Origin of the sequence: Novosphingobium sp. SG751A (genome assembly GCF_013149295.1) — a bacterium.
Lineage (GTDB): Bacteria > Pseudomonadota > Alphaproteobacteria > Sphingomonadales > Sphingomonadaceae > Novosphingobium.
Genome location: NZ_JABGCB010000013.1, coordinates 102,710 through 117,951 on the forward strand (window position 1 = coordinate 102,710; position 15,242 = coordinate 117,951).

Below are 15,242 nucleotides of genomic sequence, written 5' to 3' on the forward strand. Positions count from 1 at the left end.
AAGACAAGCCCCCCTGTCGCGATGACAGGGGGGCTTTTATCAGAACTCGCCCGAGAGCGTGAACTGGAAGGTGCGCGGCGAGAGCGGGCGGAACGAACCGTCCCCTGTGGTCGCCACCGAGACGAAGCCCAGCGTATTGCGATCAAAGATATTGTCGATGTTGAAGCGCGCCTTGATCGCCTTCAACGGCCCCGCGTGCCAGCCATCGCCAATGTCCACATAGGCCGAATAGACCGTATAGGCGGGCACCTGCGACCCTGCGCTGTTGTCCAGCGTGGACCAGCGGCTGGAGGTGTATTTGCCGCTGAAATTGGCCACGAGCCAGCTTGCCGGTTCGACCGTGACGCCGCCGTTGACCACCCATTCGGCGCTGTCGGGCAAGGCCTTGCCGGCGGTCAGATAGGTGGTGGGAGCGGTGACGACATTGTCGCGCAGGCGCGCATGGTTCCAGGTCGCGTTCAGATTGGCATAGGCCAGCCCTTTGAGGAAACCGGGCTTATACGATCCGGCAAATTCAAGGCCGTAAGCCTTCACCCGCCCGACGTTGGTGTAATAGGTTTCGGTCGCCCCCGACGATCCGGCAAGGAAGGTGGTGATCGACTGAATCCGGTTGGCATATTGCGTGTAATAGCCCGCCAGCGAGGCGTAGAATTCGCGCTGGCGGGTGCGGATACCGATTTCGGCGTTTTGCGATTTTTCCGCCTGCGGTTGGGGCACCACGCCATTGCTGCTGGCAAGGCTCACGGCATAGATATCGTCCAACCCTTTGGGCAGCGCCAGATTTTCGGCATAGGAGGCAAAGATCTGGCTGCGCGGCGAAAGCTTATACAGCGCGCCCGCCAGCGGCAGGAACAGATCCTGATAATGCGCCCGGTTGCTCGACGGCCCCCAGCCCGCCACGCCGACCCCGCCCACCACGCGGTAATAATCGTTATAATCGCGATAGCCGTTGACCGCATAATCGAGCGACAGGCCCTTGAAGCCGGCGTTCAGTTCAAAGGCATCGCTCAGCTTGAGCGTGTCTTTGAGGAAAATTTGCGTCGTGTTGCGGCGCGAGTTGTAATCGCGGCGCAGGAACACCGGGGCGCTGAAATCGGGCGCGCTGGCGGGTGAGCCATCGGTGGTGTTATAGCGTGCCTGCGTGCGGTGATATTTGTCCAGCTCGGCCCAAACGCCTGCCTCGAACGTGTTGGCGCCCAATTGCCAGTGCAGTTTCGAGACGATACCATAGCGATTGCCGCCCACGCCCGAGCGGCCATATTGCGTGCCCTTGGGCGCCGCCACGCCCAGCCCGGCCTGCGCCTCGCGCGTGTAGATCGACAGACTGTTGGCATAGGAATCGGGCGAGACGCCGTAACCGGCCTTGTCCTCCCAATAGAGGCTGTTTTCCAGCCAGACATCTTTGGCAATGCCCAGATGCGTGGTCAGCGCATAGAGCCGGTCGCGGCGGATATTGATCGCCAGCGGGGCGGTATAGGTGTAATTGGTGTTCGAATAGGCCACACCCGCCACGCTGGGCGCGAAACCGGCGGTGGTGTTGGGCACAACGTCAATATAGCCGCGCCAGCGCCCGGTCTGGCCGCCCGCATCGGGGGTGGCGGAATAATATTGCGCGCGCGTCAGGGTCGGCGAGTCATTGTCGTGGAAATCGTTCGAGACGAATTTGAACCGCGCCCAGCTGTCGCCGCCAAGGTCGGCCTTCACCTGCGCCTCCCAATGGGTGCGATGCACGCCGCCCGCCCCGCGCCACAGATTGCTGTCCAGCTTCGTCCGGCTGACATAGGCGGTGAAGCGGCCGATCCGGCCGGTGGAGAGGCGCAGGAAATTGCGCCGCAGGTTAAAGTCACCAAGGCTGCCCGAAGCGAAGAGGCCGAATTTCTCCTGCGGGGCAATGGACTTATACTCCACCACCGGGCCCAGCGAGGAATAGGAAGGCTGCGCCACATCGCCCGCGCCAACGCTGGCCACCACCGAGCCGAGGTTTTCATTGTCAACATAACGGAACACCGGGCTGCCGCCGAAAGCATCGCTGCGCCCGGTGGGGATGCCATCGACGACAAAGCCGATCTGATCGAGATTATAGGCGCGGCTCTGCACGCTGTTGCCGAATTCATAGAGGCCCAGCGCGCCATCGGTCTGGACATTGAAACCGGGCAATTGCTCCAGCATCTTCAGCCCCGAGATGCCCGCAGGCGCCGAGAGCAGCGCCTTGCGCGTGACGGCCACGGTGTTGGTCACCTGATCCTGCCCGATGGACTGGGCCGCATCGGACAGGCGGCGGCCCGACACCACGATATCGTCGGCGGGCTTTTCATCGGCCAGCGCAGGCAGCGCGGCCAAGGCGCCCGACAGGGCCAGCAGACTGCTGGCAAGATGATTCCGGTTGTGTCTCATTATCGTCCCCTGTTGATGACTGCCGCGCGAAAAGAGGCGGCCATGCCCCAACCGCCCCGCCATGAGGCGGGACAGGAAAGGCCGCAATCGAGCGGGAAATCGGCGATAGCGGCGATATAAATGCTTGTTTAACGCGCATTACGAATATTGATGGACGAAATCCTCGATTGGAAAATCATCATCAGCTTATGAACGGATATTATCGCAGCTCGCTCAAATAGGCGATGATCGCCTCCCGCTCGGCCGGATCGGGTGCGCTGGCCTCCATGTCCGACCCTTGCGCAAAGGCCTGCGGGTCGATCAGATAACGGTTGATCGCCTCGGGCGACCACACGCCGCCCTTGGAACGCAGCGCATCGGAATATACATAATCGGACCGCCCCGCGACCGGGCGGCCAACCACCCCGATCAGCGCCGGGGCCAGACCATCGCTGCCATCGCCGCCAAGACCGTGGCAGCGCGCGCAGCGGTTTTCAAACAGGACTTCGCCGCGCGGCGCGGGGCTCTGCCCTTGCGCCACGGCGGCGGCCAACAGGGCCATCAGGCCAGCATAAGCGGCGCGCAACTTCGGCTCCTTTGATATCATGGCGGGGCGGGCATCACCCACCCCGCCATCCTCATCAGCGGTTGAGCGCCAGCTTGGCAGGCTGGTCAGATGCGGCCACCACCGGCTTTTGTGACAGCAGATGCTCGATCCGCGAGGTGAATTCCTGCTGCAACTGCGCATGAAATTCACCGCTGGCGGGCGAGGCGAAGCCCGAATGCACCGCCTTCACCTTGCCGTCGCGTCCGATGAACACCGTGGCGGGCCAGGTGTCGAGATGGTTGAGCTGGGGCACCTTTTCCCACATTTGCGCGGGCGACCCGGCGGTCAGATAGGTGTATTTCACCCCGTACTGCTTGATGAAGGCCTTTTGGCGCTTGAGCGTATCCTGCTGATCGGGCTCTTCGAAATTGAGCGCGACGATGGCCAGCCCCTGATCGCGGTATTTCTTGTCGAGCTGGACCAGATATTGGGCCTCGTCATGGCAATTGGGGCACCATGTGCCGGTGACGACCGCCACCACGACCTTGCCCTTAAAACGCGGATCGTCCTGCGAAACCAGACGGCCATCGGCATCGGGGAAGCTGAATTTGAACGTTTCGTCGGGATTGGCGGCGGTGGTGTGGGTCAGGAAGTCCTCCGGCTGGGGCAGGCCCTTGGCGGCCGCCACATCGGCGCGATAGGCGATCAGGCTGTTGGCATAGCGGCCATCGGGGGTGTTATCATTGCCATATTCGCCGCCGGCCTTGGCGGGGCGGTCAACCTGCTGGCGGATTTCCAGCGTGCCGTCCGCCTTGGGCGTGACCTGAATGACGCCGGGGCGCCCGCCGTCGAAATGGCTGAGCACCCAGCGGCCATCCTTGAAGGCGCCGCTGTATGATCCGGTGTCGCCATCAATGCGCAGGATCGCGCCCGCTACTTCGGCGCCGCGCTGCTGCACGACAAAGCGGAAGGCCTTTTCACCCTTGGACGAAGGCGTAGCGAGCGGGATGATCCATGTGCCCGCGATTTGGGGCGCCGACACCGTGCTGGCGGGGGTCTCGACATGGCGGCTGGCGCGGAACGTATATTGCGCGGAGGATTCCCGGCCCTGCGCCAGAACGCTGCCATTGAGCTGTCCGCCCTCAAGCTTGGCGTTGATCGTGGTCAGGTAATGTTCGAGGTCCAGCACCAGATTGCCGTTCCGGAAACTGGCGTGGGTGGTGGCCTCATAAGGCTTGAACCCGTCATAGAACACGCCTTTCAGGCCTGCGCCCTCGCCCGTGATGTCGAGGCGGAAGGGGATGTCGGCCCCATTGCGCGAAAGGACGGCGTCCCATTGCCCGGAAATGCCCGCTTCGGCGGCCAATGCCGCGTTGCCGACCAGCAGCAGGGCGGCGGAAACAGATGCTTTCAATATCGCTTTCATATCCAGTTCCGATCATCATCAAGTGGGGGAGACGGGGTTGGGAGAAATCTTGCGCCGCCATTCCTCGGGCAGGCCGCGTTTGGTGGCGCGCAGGATGGTCAGGATCGCCTGCCGGTCGGCGGGGGAAAGATGGGCGAAATCCTCGCTCTGATCCTGCCCGCTCAGCACCTGAAACAGGCGGTGGTAGAGATAGGTCTTGCCCGGCTCGGGCAGAGCATCGAAGGCGGTGGAATAGATCAGATAGCTGCACGGATAGCGGAAGATCCGGTCGTGCAGATCAAAGTCGCGTAGCGAGCGCTTGAGCGGATCACGCGGCCCCTGCGCGGCAAACTGGCGGGCAAAGGGCGAGGCGGCGATCACCTTGCGCGCATCCGCCCCGCCCAGCGGCGTTTCATGCGAAAACAGCATATAGCGCAGCAATTGCTCGGCCGGACGGGTGATCTTTTCGCGCGCCTCCTCGGGCAGGCTGGCGAGCGTTGGCCGCGCTTCCTCTGGCAGGCCTTGGGCGTGGAGCGTCAGCCGGGTCTGGTAATTGAGCAGCGTGATCAGATTATGCATCTGGGCCTGATGGCCCAGCATCAGCAGCGCCACCCCATCGCTGTCCGGCGTCAGATAGGCCGCCGGGTCATAGCGCGTGGTCAGCGGGCCAAGCGCGGATAAGGCGCCCGGCCCTGTTACCGCAGCATTCGCCATCGTGGGATCGGCCAGCGCCCCGCTGACATACCACCCGCCCCAGCGCTCTTTCAGCGGGCTCTTCTGATCGGTGATATATTGCGGCGCGCGCGGGGTCAGCGTGCCCGAAACCGCCGGATAGACCGAGCGCAGCAAGACCCCCGGCACCCCGCGCGTGGCCGCCGCGATATGGCATTGGGTGCAATCCAGTTCGGCCCGCTGAAACACCGGACGCTCGGTCTTCTGATCGTCGAGCAGATAGAAGATCGCACCCTGCATCGGGTCGAACGAGACGATCTCAATCGTCTTGCCCTGATGGACCGAGCCGACATAGACATCGTCATTGTAATAGAGCGCGCGCGGATGCTGGGGGCTGATCTTGGTGAACTGGAAACTGGTCTTGGAAAAGACCAGCGTCTGCGAAGCCTCGGGCACATGCAGAGCCTTGAGCACCGAGCGCAGATAGCCGCGCGTGTCATCATAGGTCAGATGCGCCGCGCCCCGGTCCAGATCCTTTTGCAACAGCGCCACCGGATCGGTCAGGGGGCGCGTGCGATAATGGATCGGCGCCTCGCTATAAGGCACATAGCCCTGATTTTGCACCGCGATCTGGGCATTGGCGCCCTTGATCGCCAGCGCCCCGGCCAAAGCCAGCCCGGCCCATAATACCGGCCTCATGGCTCAGCGCCCCTCGCCCGCAACGACATCAGCGGTCAGATGCAGCGTCTTGGGCGGCTGACAGGTCTGGCCGTTGCAGGTCTGGAAACGCACGCTGATCGGGATCGACTGGCGCCCGGCCTGCGCGCCCGGTTTGATGCGGACGGGCAGGGAAATCGTGAAATTCCCGGCGTAATAGGCCGTGTCGAGGTTAAAAGCGGCATCGCGCGCCACAATGGGCGTGCTGCCCGCCGCCGCGCCTGCGGGCTGGGCCACAAGATTGGGCTCGACAGCCACCAGCAGCGGGGTCGGACCATTCTCATGCTGTTTGAGCGCATAGACATGCCAGCCATCGCGCACCGCACCGCGCAATTGCACCAAAGCACGCCCGGATTTCCCGGCAAGGATGATCGGCGCCACACTCCATGCCACGGTCTGTGTCCCATTGGGGGCCTGCGCCCATGCCTGTCCGCCGCCCGCGATCAGAGCGGCCAGCCCAAGGATCACCCCCTGTTTTGCAGAGACAGCGGCGCCATTAATCAAAGTCATAATCCAGCCTTGCATGTGAAGAAAGCGCAGGATTCCGGCAGATCGGGCCCCAATAGCGCTGCAAAGCCAAGGATTATCGGCAGGATGCGGCCAAGTAACTTGAGAATATCCTATTCCGATATGAGCATTGCTCTCAAAGCAGGCTCCGCTTGCCGTTCGGGTGCGATGCGATATCCTGCGCCCCAAATAAGGGCATCACGGGAGAGCGCGATCATGGCGGCAATCAGCGATCAATGGATCGGCGCGCTTTATAGCGCGATTGACGAACCGGCGCGCTGGGTCGGATTGATGGACCTGCTGCGCCGCGATTTTGGCGTTGAATGCGTGGCGGCGCAATTGCTGATCGCCGCGCAAGGCAAGGCGCTGCCGGTCTGGGGCACGCGCGACAGCCATTCCGAACGCCATGGCCGCCTGCATGATTCTTGGGCCAACAGTCCGGCCAACCCGCGTTTCAGCCGCCCCATCGGCCCGATCCCCGATATGGAGATCCTGAGCGATGCGCGCAGCCCTGCCTATTCCGCGCAGGATCGCCGCCGATTGTCCGACGGGCTGGCCCGCTGCGGTCTGGGGCCTGCCTTTTGGATCAGCCACAGGCTGGACAAGGACCACCGCTTTACGCTGATCTTTCACCGCACACCCGATGATCGGCGCGATATGGAGCCGCGCGAAGAAGCGCTGCTGGCCCGGATGGCGCCGCATATGCATCAGGCCGCAAAGCTGTGGCTGCGCATGAGCGAGGCCGAGGCGAAGGCGGAATGGATCGCGCAGGCCCATGACGCGACCGGCGTCGCGATGCTGGCCTGCGACCGCGATTTGCGCCTGCATTGGAGCAATGAACCGGCGCGCGCTCTGCTGGCCGACGGGCATGGGCTGCGCCTGCGCCATGGGCATCTGGCCGCGATTGAACGCAATGATCACGACAGCCTGACCGCTCTGGTCGAGGGGCGCTCGGATCGCGGCGTTTTGGCGCTGGGCGGGATCGACCGCCCTGCTCTCCATCTGCGCGCCCGCCCGGCCCGGCATCTGTCGCGCGATCTTGTGCTGCTGACCTTGGCCCAGCCTGATCGGCCGGTGCATTATGCGCACGGCGATATTGCCCGCCTGTTCGGCCTGACCATCACCGAGGCCAGCCTTGCCGCCAGTCTTGCCGCCGGGCGCAGCGTCAGCGATTTTGCCGCCGCGCGCGGGATTGCCGAGGGCACCGCGCGGCTGCATCTCAAACGAGTGCTGGCCAAGACCGGGGCGGGGCGGCAATCCGAACTGGTGCGGCGGATCAGCGGATCGGTGGCGGGCGATAAATGATATAGCCTATACCAAACGGGAGACGCGACTGCGGCAAGGATCGCCCATGCCGGGGCCACCACTTGCTTAAAGGTCAGCTCATGCCTGCTTCGATCCGTGCCTCTCTTGCCCTCGCGCTTGCTCTGGCCGCCCCATCCCTTTCGGCTCAAGTCGCGCCGCCCCATGTCTTGCCCGACGGGACGGTGCCTCCGGCGCTGGCCGCCGCGCGGATGCATATGCTCGAAGCGCCCGAGAATATGCTGACCTTCCATAATATGGATCAGTTGTTCCAGACCCGCGTGGTGGCGCGTTCCGGCCCGGTCGCGCCGCTGGCCCGCGCCGATGCCGCCCTGCCGCCCGCCACCGTTCGCGGCAAGGTGATGAGCGAGGATGCGTGGGAAGATCTGACCTATACCTCAGCCCTTCTGATGATGCGCGACGGCAAGGTGCTGCATGAATCCTATCGCAACAACACCGATGCCGACACGCATTTCATCTCCTTTTCCATGGCCAAGACCTTCACCTCGATGCTGGTGGGCATTGCCGTCGGCCAAGGCGCGATCCGTTCCATCGACGATCCGGCGGTCGCCTACGTTCCTGAACTGAAAGGCTCGGGCTATGACGGCGTGACGATCCGGCAATTGCTCCAGATGCGATCAGGCGTGGATTATGAGGAGCGCTATGATTTCGGCGCAACGCCCAGTGTCGCTGCGCAGATTTTCCTTAACGCCATCGTGGCCAACAAGGAACGCTTTGCCGACATGGCCCCGCGCCTGAAGCGCAAATTCGCGCCGGGCAGCCGTTTCAACTATTCCACGCTCGACACTTCGGTGCTGGGCTGGGTGCTGGAGCGCGCGACCAAGCGGCCGCTGGCCGATTTCATGGCGCAATATCTGTGGCAGCCGATGGGCGCGCAGGCGCATGGCTTCTGGATTGCCGATGGCGGGCCGAGCGTCGGGCGCGAACTCAACGGCATGGGCTATAATGCCACTTTGCGCGACTTTGCCCGCTTTGGCGCGATGGTGCTGGACAAGGGGCGGTTCAACGGGCGCCAGATCGTGCCCGCCACATGGGTCGAACAGGCGACCATCATGACCAATAATGCCGACACCTCCGCGCCGCCTCCGCCGCCCTCGGTAACCAATCCGATGGCGCGCGCGGGCTATGGTTTCCAGATCTGGCGGCTGGATGACACCGGCGCCTATACCGCGCTGGGGTTGCAGGGGCAGTTCATCTATGTCCACCCGGCCACGCGCACGGTCATCGTGAAACTGAGCTTCTTTCCCGAAATGGGGTCGGCCAAGGGGGATGACGCGCTGGAGGATACGCTGGCCTATTTCCGTACTTTGACGCAATGGAACGGCCAATAAAAGGCGATGCCGCAACCGCGCGATGGCAGTTGCGGCATCATTATCATCAGAACTTGGTGCGAATACCCAGCGTTACCGTCCGGCCCAGCGTCGAGCCATTGGCATAGCCGCTGCCCGAGGTGCGATAGGGCGGGTTCTGGTCGAACAGATTATCGACGTTGAGCGTCAGCATCGCCGATTGCTTCAGCCCGATCTTGTTCAGATCCAGCCCCCAATACATGTTGACCGTATCGAAGGACTTCACCCGGGTCTGCGTCGCGTCGAACATGATCGGATAGCCGCCGCTATGCGTCAGTTGGACCCGACCCGTGACCGGCCCCACCGTGGCGCCCGCCGCCGCGGTAAAGTTGAAACGGCCCACGCCATTGTCCAGCAGCTCGGTATAGACGCCATTGCTCGACGGGCTCGATCGGCGATGCAGCGTATAGGTGCCGCCAAAGCTGAGCGAGACCGAGCCGAAGCTGGTCGGGCGCTGATACTGGGCATTGAAGTCGATGCCATCCTGCTTCAGGCGACCACGGTTATAGCGGCGCAGGTCGAGGATCGCATAGGGCGTGCCGTAATTGGCATAGAGAAAGCCCAGCGAGGGGAAGTTGTCCGGCTGAACCCCGCCTGAAAAGCTGGTGACCTGCGCCTGCGTCGGATTGGCGATGAAGAAGGGCGCGTTGAGCGGATCATTATACCAGGCCGCGCTGCCGAACCCGCCCGAGTTCACGCTGATGATGTCGGAAAAGTCGATGTTGTAATAGGTCCCGCTCAAGGTCAGGCCCGGCAGCACCGGCGGCTTGATATCCGCGCCCAGCGACCATGTGCGCGCCTTTTCCGGCTTCAGATTGGGGTTGCCGCCCGAAATCCAGATGATCGGCCGCCCGCCCGCATAACCGATGGCCGTGGTGAACGAGATGCGCGAGTCCACCGAGCCCACCGTATCGGCAAGGCTGGGCGCGTGGAACGACGTGCCGTAATTGCCGCGCACCGTGACCCAGCCCACCGGCTTGTAGTTGAAGCCGATCTTGGGGTTGGTCGTGCCTCCCACATCGTCATAGCTGTCATAACGCACAGAACCCGTCAGATCGAGCGCGGCGATGCCGGGCACCGCATTGGCGCTGCCCACGATGGGGACGAAGACTTCGCCAAAGACCGAAGCGACCTGACGCGCGGCGGCCGAGGCATTGCGGAAGGGCGCGCCCGAGGAACCGAAGCGGATGTTGGCGGCGATCTTTTCGTAGTGAAACTCGCCGCCCACAGCCAGACGCACATCGCCGCCGGGCAGGTTGAACAGGCTGCCATCGGCCACAAGGCGCGTTTCGGCCAGATCCTGTTTGGCCACCGAATTGTTGCTGTAATCGCGGATCGAAGCCAGAACGCCGGCATCGGTCGCGCTCAGATTATAGGGATTAAGCGCGGTGGCCGTGGTCGTCCCGGCCAGAGCAGCCACGATATTGCCCGCGTTGGCCGCATTCTGAATCGTGTTGTTATAGCTGTGGCCGTAATTGGCCAGCCCACGCAAATGCCAACCATGGCCAAGATCGGCCTCGAAGGTGGGCGTGATGCCCCATGAATCAAAGCGCGAGGGGCTGGCCACGCCCTTGCCGAACACGGGTTCGAAATTGAAGAAGACCGTCTGGCTGGTTTCCGTGCCGATCTGGCGGAAATAGGGGTTGGCGTTGGTGATCGTGCCGCTGCCCGATAGCGTGGCTTCCATATTCACCGTATCGCGGCGCGAGTAATAGGCGGTGATATTGGCCTTCAGGCTTTCGGTCAGTTGCTGATCCAACACGGCATAGACCGAGTGGCGCGTTTCGCGCGGATAGATGTCGGCATAATCGGTGGTGCTGCACTTGTTGGCTGCGCCCGCCGTGGTGCCCGGCATCGGATAGATGGTGCTGCCGATGCGGACATTGCCCGGCGTACAGGCCATGCTGCGATTGTCCGCGCCGCCAAAGCCGGTGAAATTCTGGGTGACGTAATTGCGTTCATAGCCCTGAATATTGTTGTGCCATGCATAGGCATAGGACAGCATCAGCGAACCAGAGCCCCAGTCCTTGCCTGCGGTCACATTGGCGTCGGCCGTGTTATAGCCATCGGCAAAGCCATAGCGCGCGGTCGCCTCAACCCCGTTCATCCGCTTGCGCGTGATAAAGTTGATAACGCCGCCGATCGCGTCCGAGCCATAGATCGACGAACCGCCATCGGGGATGACTTCCACGCGCTCGATCAGCCCGGGGGGGATGATCTGGGGGTCGACATAGGTTTGCAGGATGCCCTGGCCCACCACGCGGTGGCCGTTGATGAGCGTGAGCGTGGTCGTGCCGCCCGAGGCGCCAAGCCCGCGCAGGTTGGTCTGCACGATGGGCTGGCCGAAACCGGCGGTGCCGGTGGGAATGGCGTTGAAATTGCTGATCTGGGGAATGTTGGCCAACAGGTCGTTCGAGGTCTTGGCGCCGATTGCCAGCACATCGGCCTGGCCTACGCTCAGCACATTGGTGCCCACCGGCGCGATTCCGCGCAGCAATGTGCCCGTAACGATGATTTCCGCATTCTTATTGGCTTCGCTATCGGCCTGCTTATCCGCCGTTTGCGCCCCCGTTTGCGCCAGAGCGGCCCCCGAACCGGCCAGAATCAGGGTCAGCGCGCTAACCGAGCCCATGATTTTACGCTTGGCTTCGATTTTTATCATCAGAAATCCCCTCTGTTTTCAATTCATCCGCTCTGTTTTTATGCTCAATGGCGGCGGATCATCGCGTGCGTTCCATCGGACGCATGCGCAGTCACTAACAGACGGCCCTGCGTTTGACAATTGACGACTTTCGATAATTTTCGTATTTACAGCGTAAAGCGAAAGAATGATAATTTTTATCAGCGGAGAGCATGTATGAAAGTCAATTCCGGGATGACGCGGCGCGCCTTGCTTGGATCGGTGGCCGCCACCGGCGCTTTGATCGCCACGCGCGCCTATGCGGGCAATGTGGGCGCGGCCACCGACATCGTGCAGACCAGCAACGGCCCCGTGCGCGGGCGTTTCGAATGGGGCGGGGTTCAGGCGTTCAAAGGCATGCGCTATGCCGCGCCGCCGGTCGGAGCGCTGCGCTTTCGCCCGCCCCAGCCGGTTCAGAAGTGGACGCAGGTGGCCGATGCCGCGCAATTCGGCGCCGCCGCGATCCAGAGCGACGGACAGAATGACATGCCCTTTGACGAACAGCACAGCGAGGACTGCCTGTTCCTCAACGTCTGGACCCCCGCGCTGAGCGGCAAGAAGCCAGTGATGGTGTGGCTGCATGGGGGCGGATTTTCCAGTGGGGCGGCGGGTCGCCCCACCTATTGGGGCGACCATTTCGCGCGCGACGGCATCGTGCTGGTCTCGCTCAACCACCGCCTGAACGTTTTCGGATATACACAACTGCCTGAAAGCTGGGGCCCGGATTATGCCTCCTCGGGCGTGGCGGGGATGCTCGATATTGTCGCGGCGCTACAATGGGTGCGCGCCAATATCGCGCTGTTTGGCGGCGATCCGGACAATGTCACGATCTTTGGCGAGAGCGGCGGCGGGATGAAGGTCTCGCTCCTGCTGGGCATGCCATCGGCCAAGGGGCTGTATCAAAAGGCGATTATCCAAAGCGGAGCCGGATTGGACGCCACGCCCCGCAAATATGCGCAAGGCTTGGGCGGGGCCTTGACCGATGTGCTGGGGGTCAAGGCGGGCGATGTGGCCGCGCTGGCGGCGGTCGATACGCAGAAGATCTTTCAATCGCAACAGGCCGCGATCGAGGCCGTGGCCAAGAGCGATGCAGGCGGCTTCCTGATGGGCGGCTTTAACCCGAGCGTCGATGGCAAGGAATTGCCGCGCGGCCCGTTTGCGCCAGAGGCAGCGGCGATGGCGGCCAATATCCCTCTGATTATCGGCACAAACAAGGACGAGGGGACGATGTTCGCGCTGGGCGACAAGACGTTGGCCACCGCGACCGATGCTGATTTCGAGGCCGCCGTGCGCAAGGCCCATCCTAAGAATGCCGCCGCTCTGGCATCGGCGCTGCGCGCGGCCCATCCGGGATATTCGCCGGGCGATCTGATCGTCGCGCTCAATGGCGCGGGGATGTTCTGGATCAACTCGGTCACGCTGGCCGAGCGCAAATCGCGCCAGAGCGCGCCGGTCTGGATGTATCGCATGGACCGTGAATTGCCGACGCTGGGCGGGCGGCTGAAGGCAGGCCATGCGACGGAATTGTCCTATGTTTTCGGCACCTATGACAATATCCGCGATTTCGTCGGCAATGGAGCGGAACCGGCCCGCATGTCGGCACAGATGCATCCGGCATGGGTTGCCTTTGCCAAGACCGGCAATCCGCAGACCGCCGCGATCCCCGCATGGCCGCCCTATGACCTGGCGCGGCGCCAGACGATGATCTTCAATCTGGAAAGCCGGGTCGAAAGCGATCCCCATGGCGATATTCGCAAGTTCATGTCGGCGTAAAGTGTCCTCTCCTGACAATACGCCCCCATGATGAGATGCCAGGCCCTGACCGGCCTGGCATCTTCTTTTCGGACTTACTTAGCGATGGAAATCAAAACCTTGTCGTAATGTGACAGCGGCTCGGGCCGAACGTCGCTGGCCTCGACGATGATCTGAAACGTGTCGCCCGGCTTGGCATCGGCAGGGATAGTCAGGCTGGCGCGCCCGTCCGCCTCGCCAGTCACGGCCAGATCGCCCTTATAGGTCCCGGCCTCTTTCCAGTTCCACCATTTGAAGGTGATTTTGTCGCCATCGGGATCGCTGGATTTGGTCGAGAATTTGAGTACTTGACCTGGCTTGGCCACGACCTGATGCGCTCCAACCACGCTGACGCTGGGATTGTGATTGGCCCCGGCATAGGTCGGCGTCACCGACCATTTGAAGCGCTCGGCCCAATCGCGCTGCGCCGCGGCAAGGAAGGGATGGGTCGGCGCCCGCTTGCGTTCGCCGCGCTGCATATTGGCCATCATCGCGGCAAAATCGGCCGAGCCGAAGCCGCCATGGGTGGGATCGGCCTTCGCATAACCGCCCCAGCCGCCGAAACTGTTGCCGCGATAGCCGCGCAGACCATTATTCACCAGATTGAGGAAAGTATCGGTATCCCCCTCACCCAGAAATTCGCCCTTGTCACGCAAAGGAGTCCAGACGACATAGCCCTCCCTGCGCAGATCATCGGCCGTCTTGCCCGAGAAGCCAAAGAAATCAAAAATATCGCCCTTGACCATCTGCTTGCCATCACCCCAGACGCGCTCACGCTCGCCCAGCGGGCCACGGCTGGAAATGTTCTTCTCCATCCAGTCGGCGGATAGATAGGCGGCATCCTCAAGGCTGACCGAGTTCTGCGCATTATAGCCCAGCGTCAGCCCGCCGGCCAGTTCGCGATAGCGGATTTCGGGCCAATTAGGCTTGATATATTTGACATAAGTGTCGTCCTGATCGCCCGAGGGATGCAGGATCGCCTTGCGGATCACCTTGGCGCGGATCGCGGCCCATTGTTTGGTGCCCTTATACTGATCCTCGATGGATTTGAGCGCGCGCGCAATCGTGCTGCCCCCACCCCATGCATGCAGGTATATTGGCGCTTCTTCATCATCGAGCAGCAATTTCTTGATGAGATCCGAGCCCGGCGTATCCTTGTCCATCTCGCCATCGAATTGAACATTGCCCCAGCGGATTTTAGACTGGAGCAATTCTGGCGTCGGATATTCCTTATTGTGGACCTTCAGATTGGGATAGGCCTTGGCATAGGCCGCCACCGCATCGTCGATAAAACGCTCGTCAGGCGACCAGCGCCAAGACGTGCAGGGGCAGGGATTATTGGGAATGCGCGTATATTCGCGCCCCGGCACTGACAGTTTCGTGCCCTTGCCATCGCCGGTCCAGTGGAACTGGCTGCTGGCATAGACCAGTCCTTCGGTGCGGTAATCCGTGCTGTAGAGCAGATAGCGGATCAGCGAATTGTTGTCGTCCAACTCCGGGTCTGCGGTGATGACCACGCGCGGCTTTTGCCCCTCAGGCGTTTCAAGATAAAGTGGAAGGGCCTTTTTGCCCGCCGCCAGCGCCATCTGCGGCGTCACGATCGCCGCCGCGCCCGCCAGCCATATGCCTGCATATCCTGCCATGGCCCCCGCCCTGCCTTTACCGATGCTCACTCTCGCCTCTCTTTCGTTTTTTTCGATTTTTGGAATGGAAGCAAGTCTACTTCAACGTGCAGAAAAGTCAATTTTTCTCGTTAATTGAGGCATGTCCTCGATTTTCATTTCGCCCAAAAATTTGAGAAATCGAAATCTATTGAAATAAATCAAAATATCTTGCCTTGACGCCGCTCGGTTCGGTCGCAAAATTGAAGCTCGTTCA

The 15,242-nt window shown here is 62.1% G+C and carries 10 protein-coding genes; 3 read left to right on the top strand and 7 right to left on the bottom strand.

The features are described 5' to 3' along the window. Positions 1–39: 39 nt before the first annotated feature. From FHW96_RS17925 to FHW96_RS17945, 5 genes are all read right to left on the bottom strand, one after another. Complete coding sequence (locus FHW96_RS17925) at positions 40–2,394, bottom strand: TonB-dependent receptor (protein ID WP_172341943.1); 2,355 nt, start codon at positions 2,392–2,394, stop codon at positions 40–42. 199 nt (positions 2,395–2,593) lie between these two features. Further along, positions 2,594–2,959, bottom strand: a complete 366-nt coding sequence (locus FHW96_RS17930) for a cytochrome c family protein (protein WP_172341944.1) — start codon at positions 2,957–2,959, stop codon at positions 2,594–2,596. 55 nt (positions 2,960–3,014) lie between these two features. Further along, positions 3,015–4,334: a peroxiredoxin gene (locus FHW96_RS17935; protein WP_172341945.1), complete on the bottom strand. Its 1,320-nt coding sequence runs from the start codon at positions 4,332–4,334 to the stop codon at positions 3,015–3,017. 30 nt (positions 4,335–4,364) lie between these two features. Beyond that, positions 4,365–5,696: a hypothetical protein gene (locus tag FHW96_RS17940; RefSeq protein ID WP_172341946.1), complete on the bottom strand. Its 1,332-nt coding sequence runs from the start codon at positions 5,694–5,696 to the stop codon at positions 4,365–4,367. A 3-nt stretch (positions 5,697–5,699) separates the two neighbouring features. Beyond that, complete coding sequence (locus tag FHW96_RS17945) at positions 5,700–6,224, bottom strand: protein-disulfide reductase DsbD domain-containing protein (protein ID WP_172341947.1); 525 nt, start codon at positions 6,222–6,224, stop codon at positions 5,700–5,702. Positions 6,225–6,437: 213 nt separating this feature from the next. Here FHW96_RS17945 and FHW96_RS17950 point away from each other — a divergent pair, with 213 nt between their 5' ends. Together FHW96_RS17950 and FHW96_RS17955 are read left to right on the top strand one after the other, a co-directional pair. Continuing rightward, entirely contained in the window at positions 6,438–7,526 is a 1,089-nt protein-coding gene (locus tag FHW96_RS17950; RefSeq protein WP_172341948.1) for a LuxR family transcriptional regulator, read from the top strand. Positions 7,527–7,606: 80 nt separating this feature from the next. Further along, positions 7,607–8,875 carry a serine hydrolase gene (locus FHW96_RS17955; protein ID WP_172341949.1) on the top strand — a complete coding sequence of 423 codons (1,269 nt, stop codon included), beginning with the start codon at positions 7,607–7,609 and terminating at the stop codon, positions 8,873–8,875. A 46-nt stretch (positions 8,876–8,921) separates the two neighbouring features. Here the strand turns inward: FHW96_RS17955 and FHW96_RS17960 are convergent, their stop codons facing one another. Then, positions 8,922–11,555: a TonB-dependent receptor domain-containing protein gene (locus FHW96_RS17960; RefSeq protein ID WP_172341950.1), complete on the bottom strand. Its 2,634-nt coding sequence runs from the start codon at positions 11,553–11,555 to the stop codon at positions 8,922–8,924. A gap of 195 nt (positions 11,556–11,750) precedes the next feature. On the opposite strand from FHW96_RS17960, the gene FHW96_RS17965 reads away from it, so the two are divergent. Continuing rightward, positions 11,751–13,346 carry a carboxylesterase/lipase family protein gene (locus FHW96_RS17965; protein ID WP_172341951.1) on the top strand — a complete coding sequence of 532 codons (1,596 nt, stop codon included), beginning with the start codon at positions 11,751–11,753 and terminating at the stop codon, positions 13,344–13,346. Between the two features lie 74 nt (positions 13,347–13,420). On the opposite strand, the gene FHW96_RS17970 is transcribed toward FHW96_RS17965, so the two are convergent. Beyond that, the gene (locus tag FHW96_RS17970; protein WP_216650947.1) at positions 13,421–15,007 is read right to left on the bottom strand and encodes a DUF1593 domain-containing protein; all 1,587 of its coding nucleotides are present in this window, start codon (positions 15,005–15,007) and stop codon (positions 13,421–13,423) included. Between the last annotated feature and the right edge of the window lie 235 nt (positions 15,008–15,242).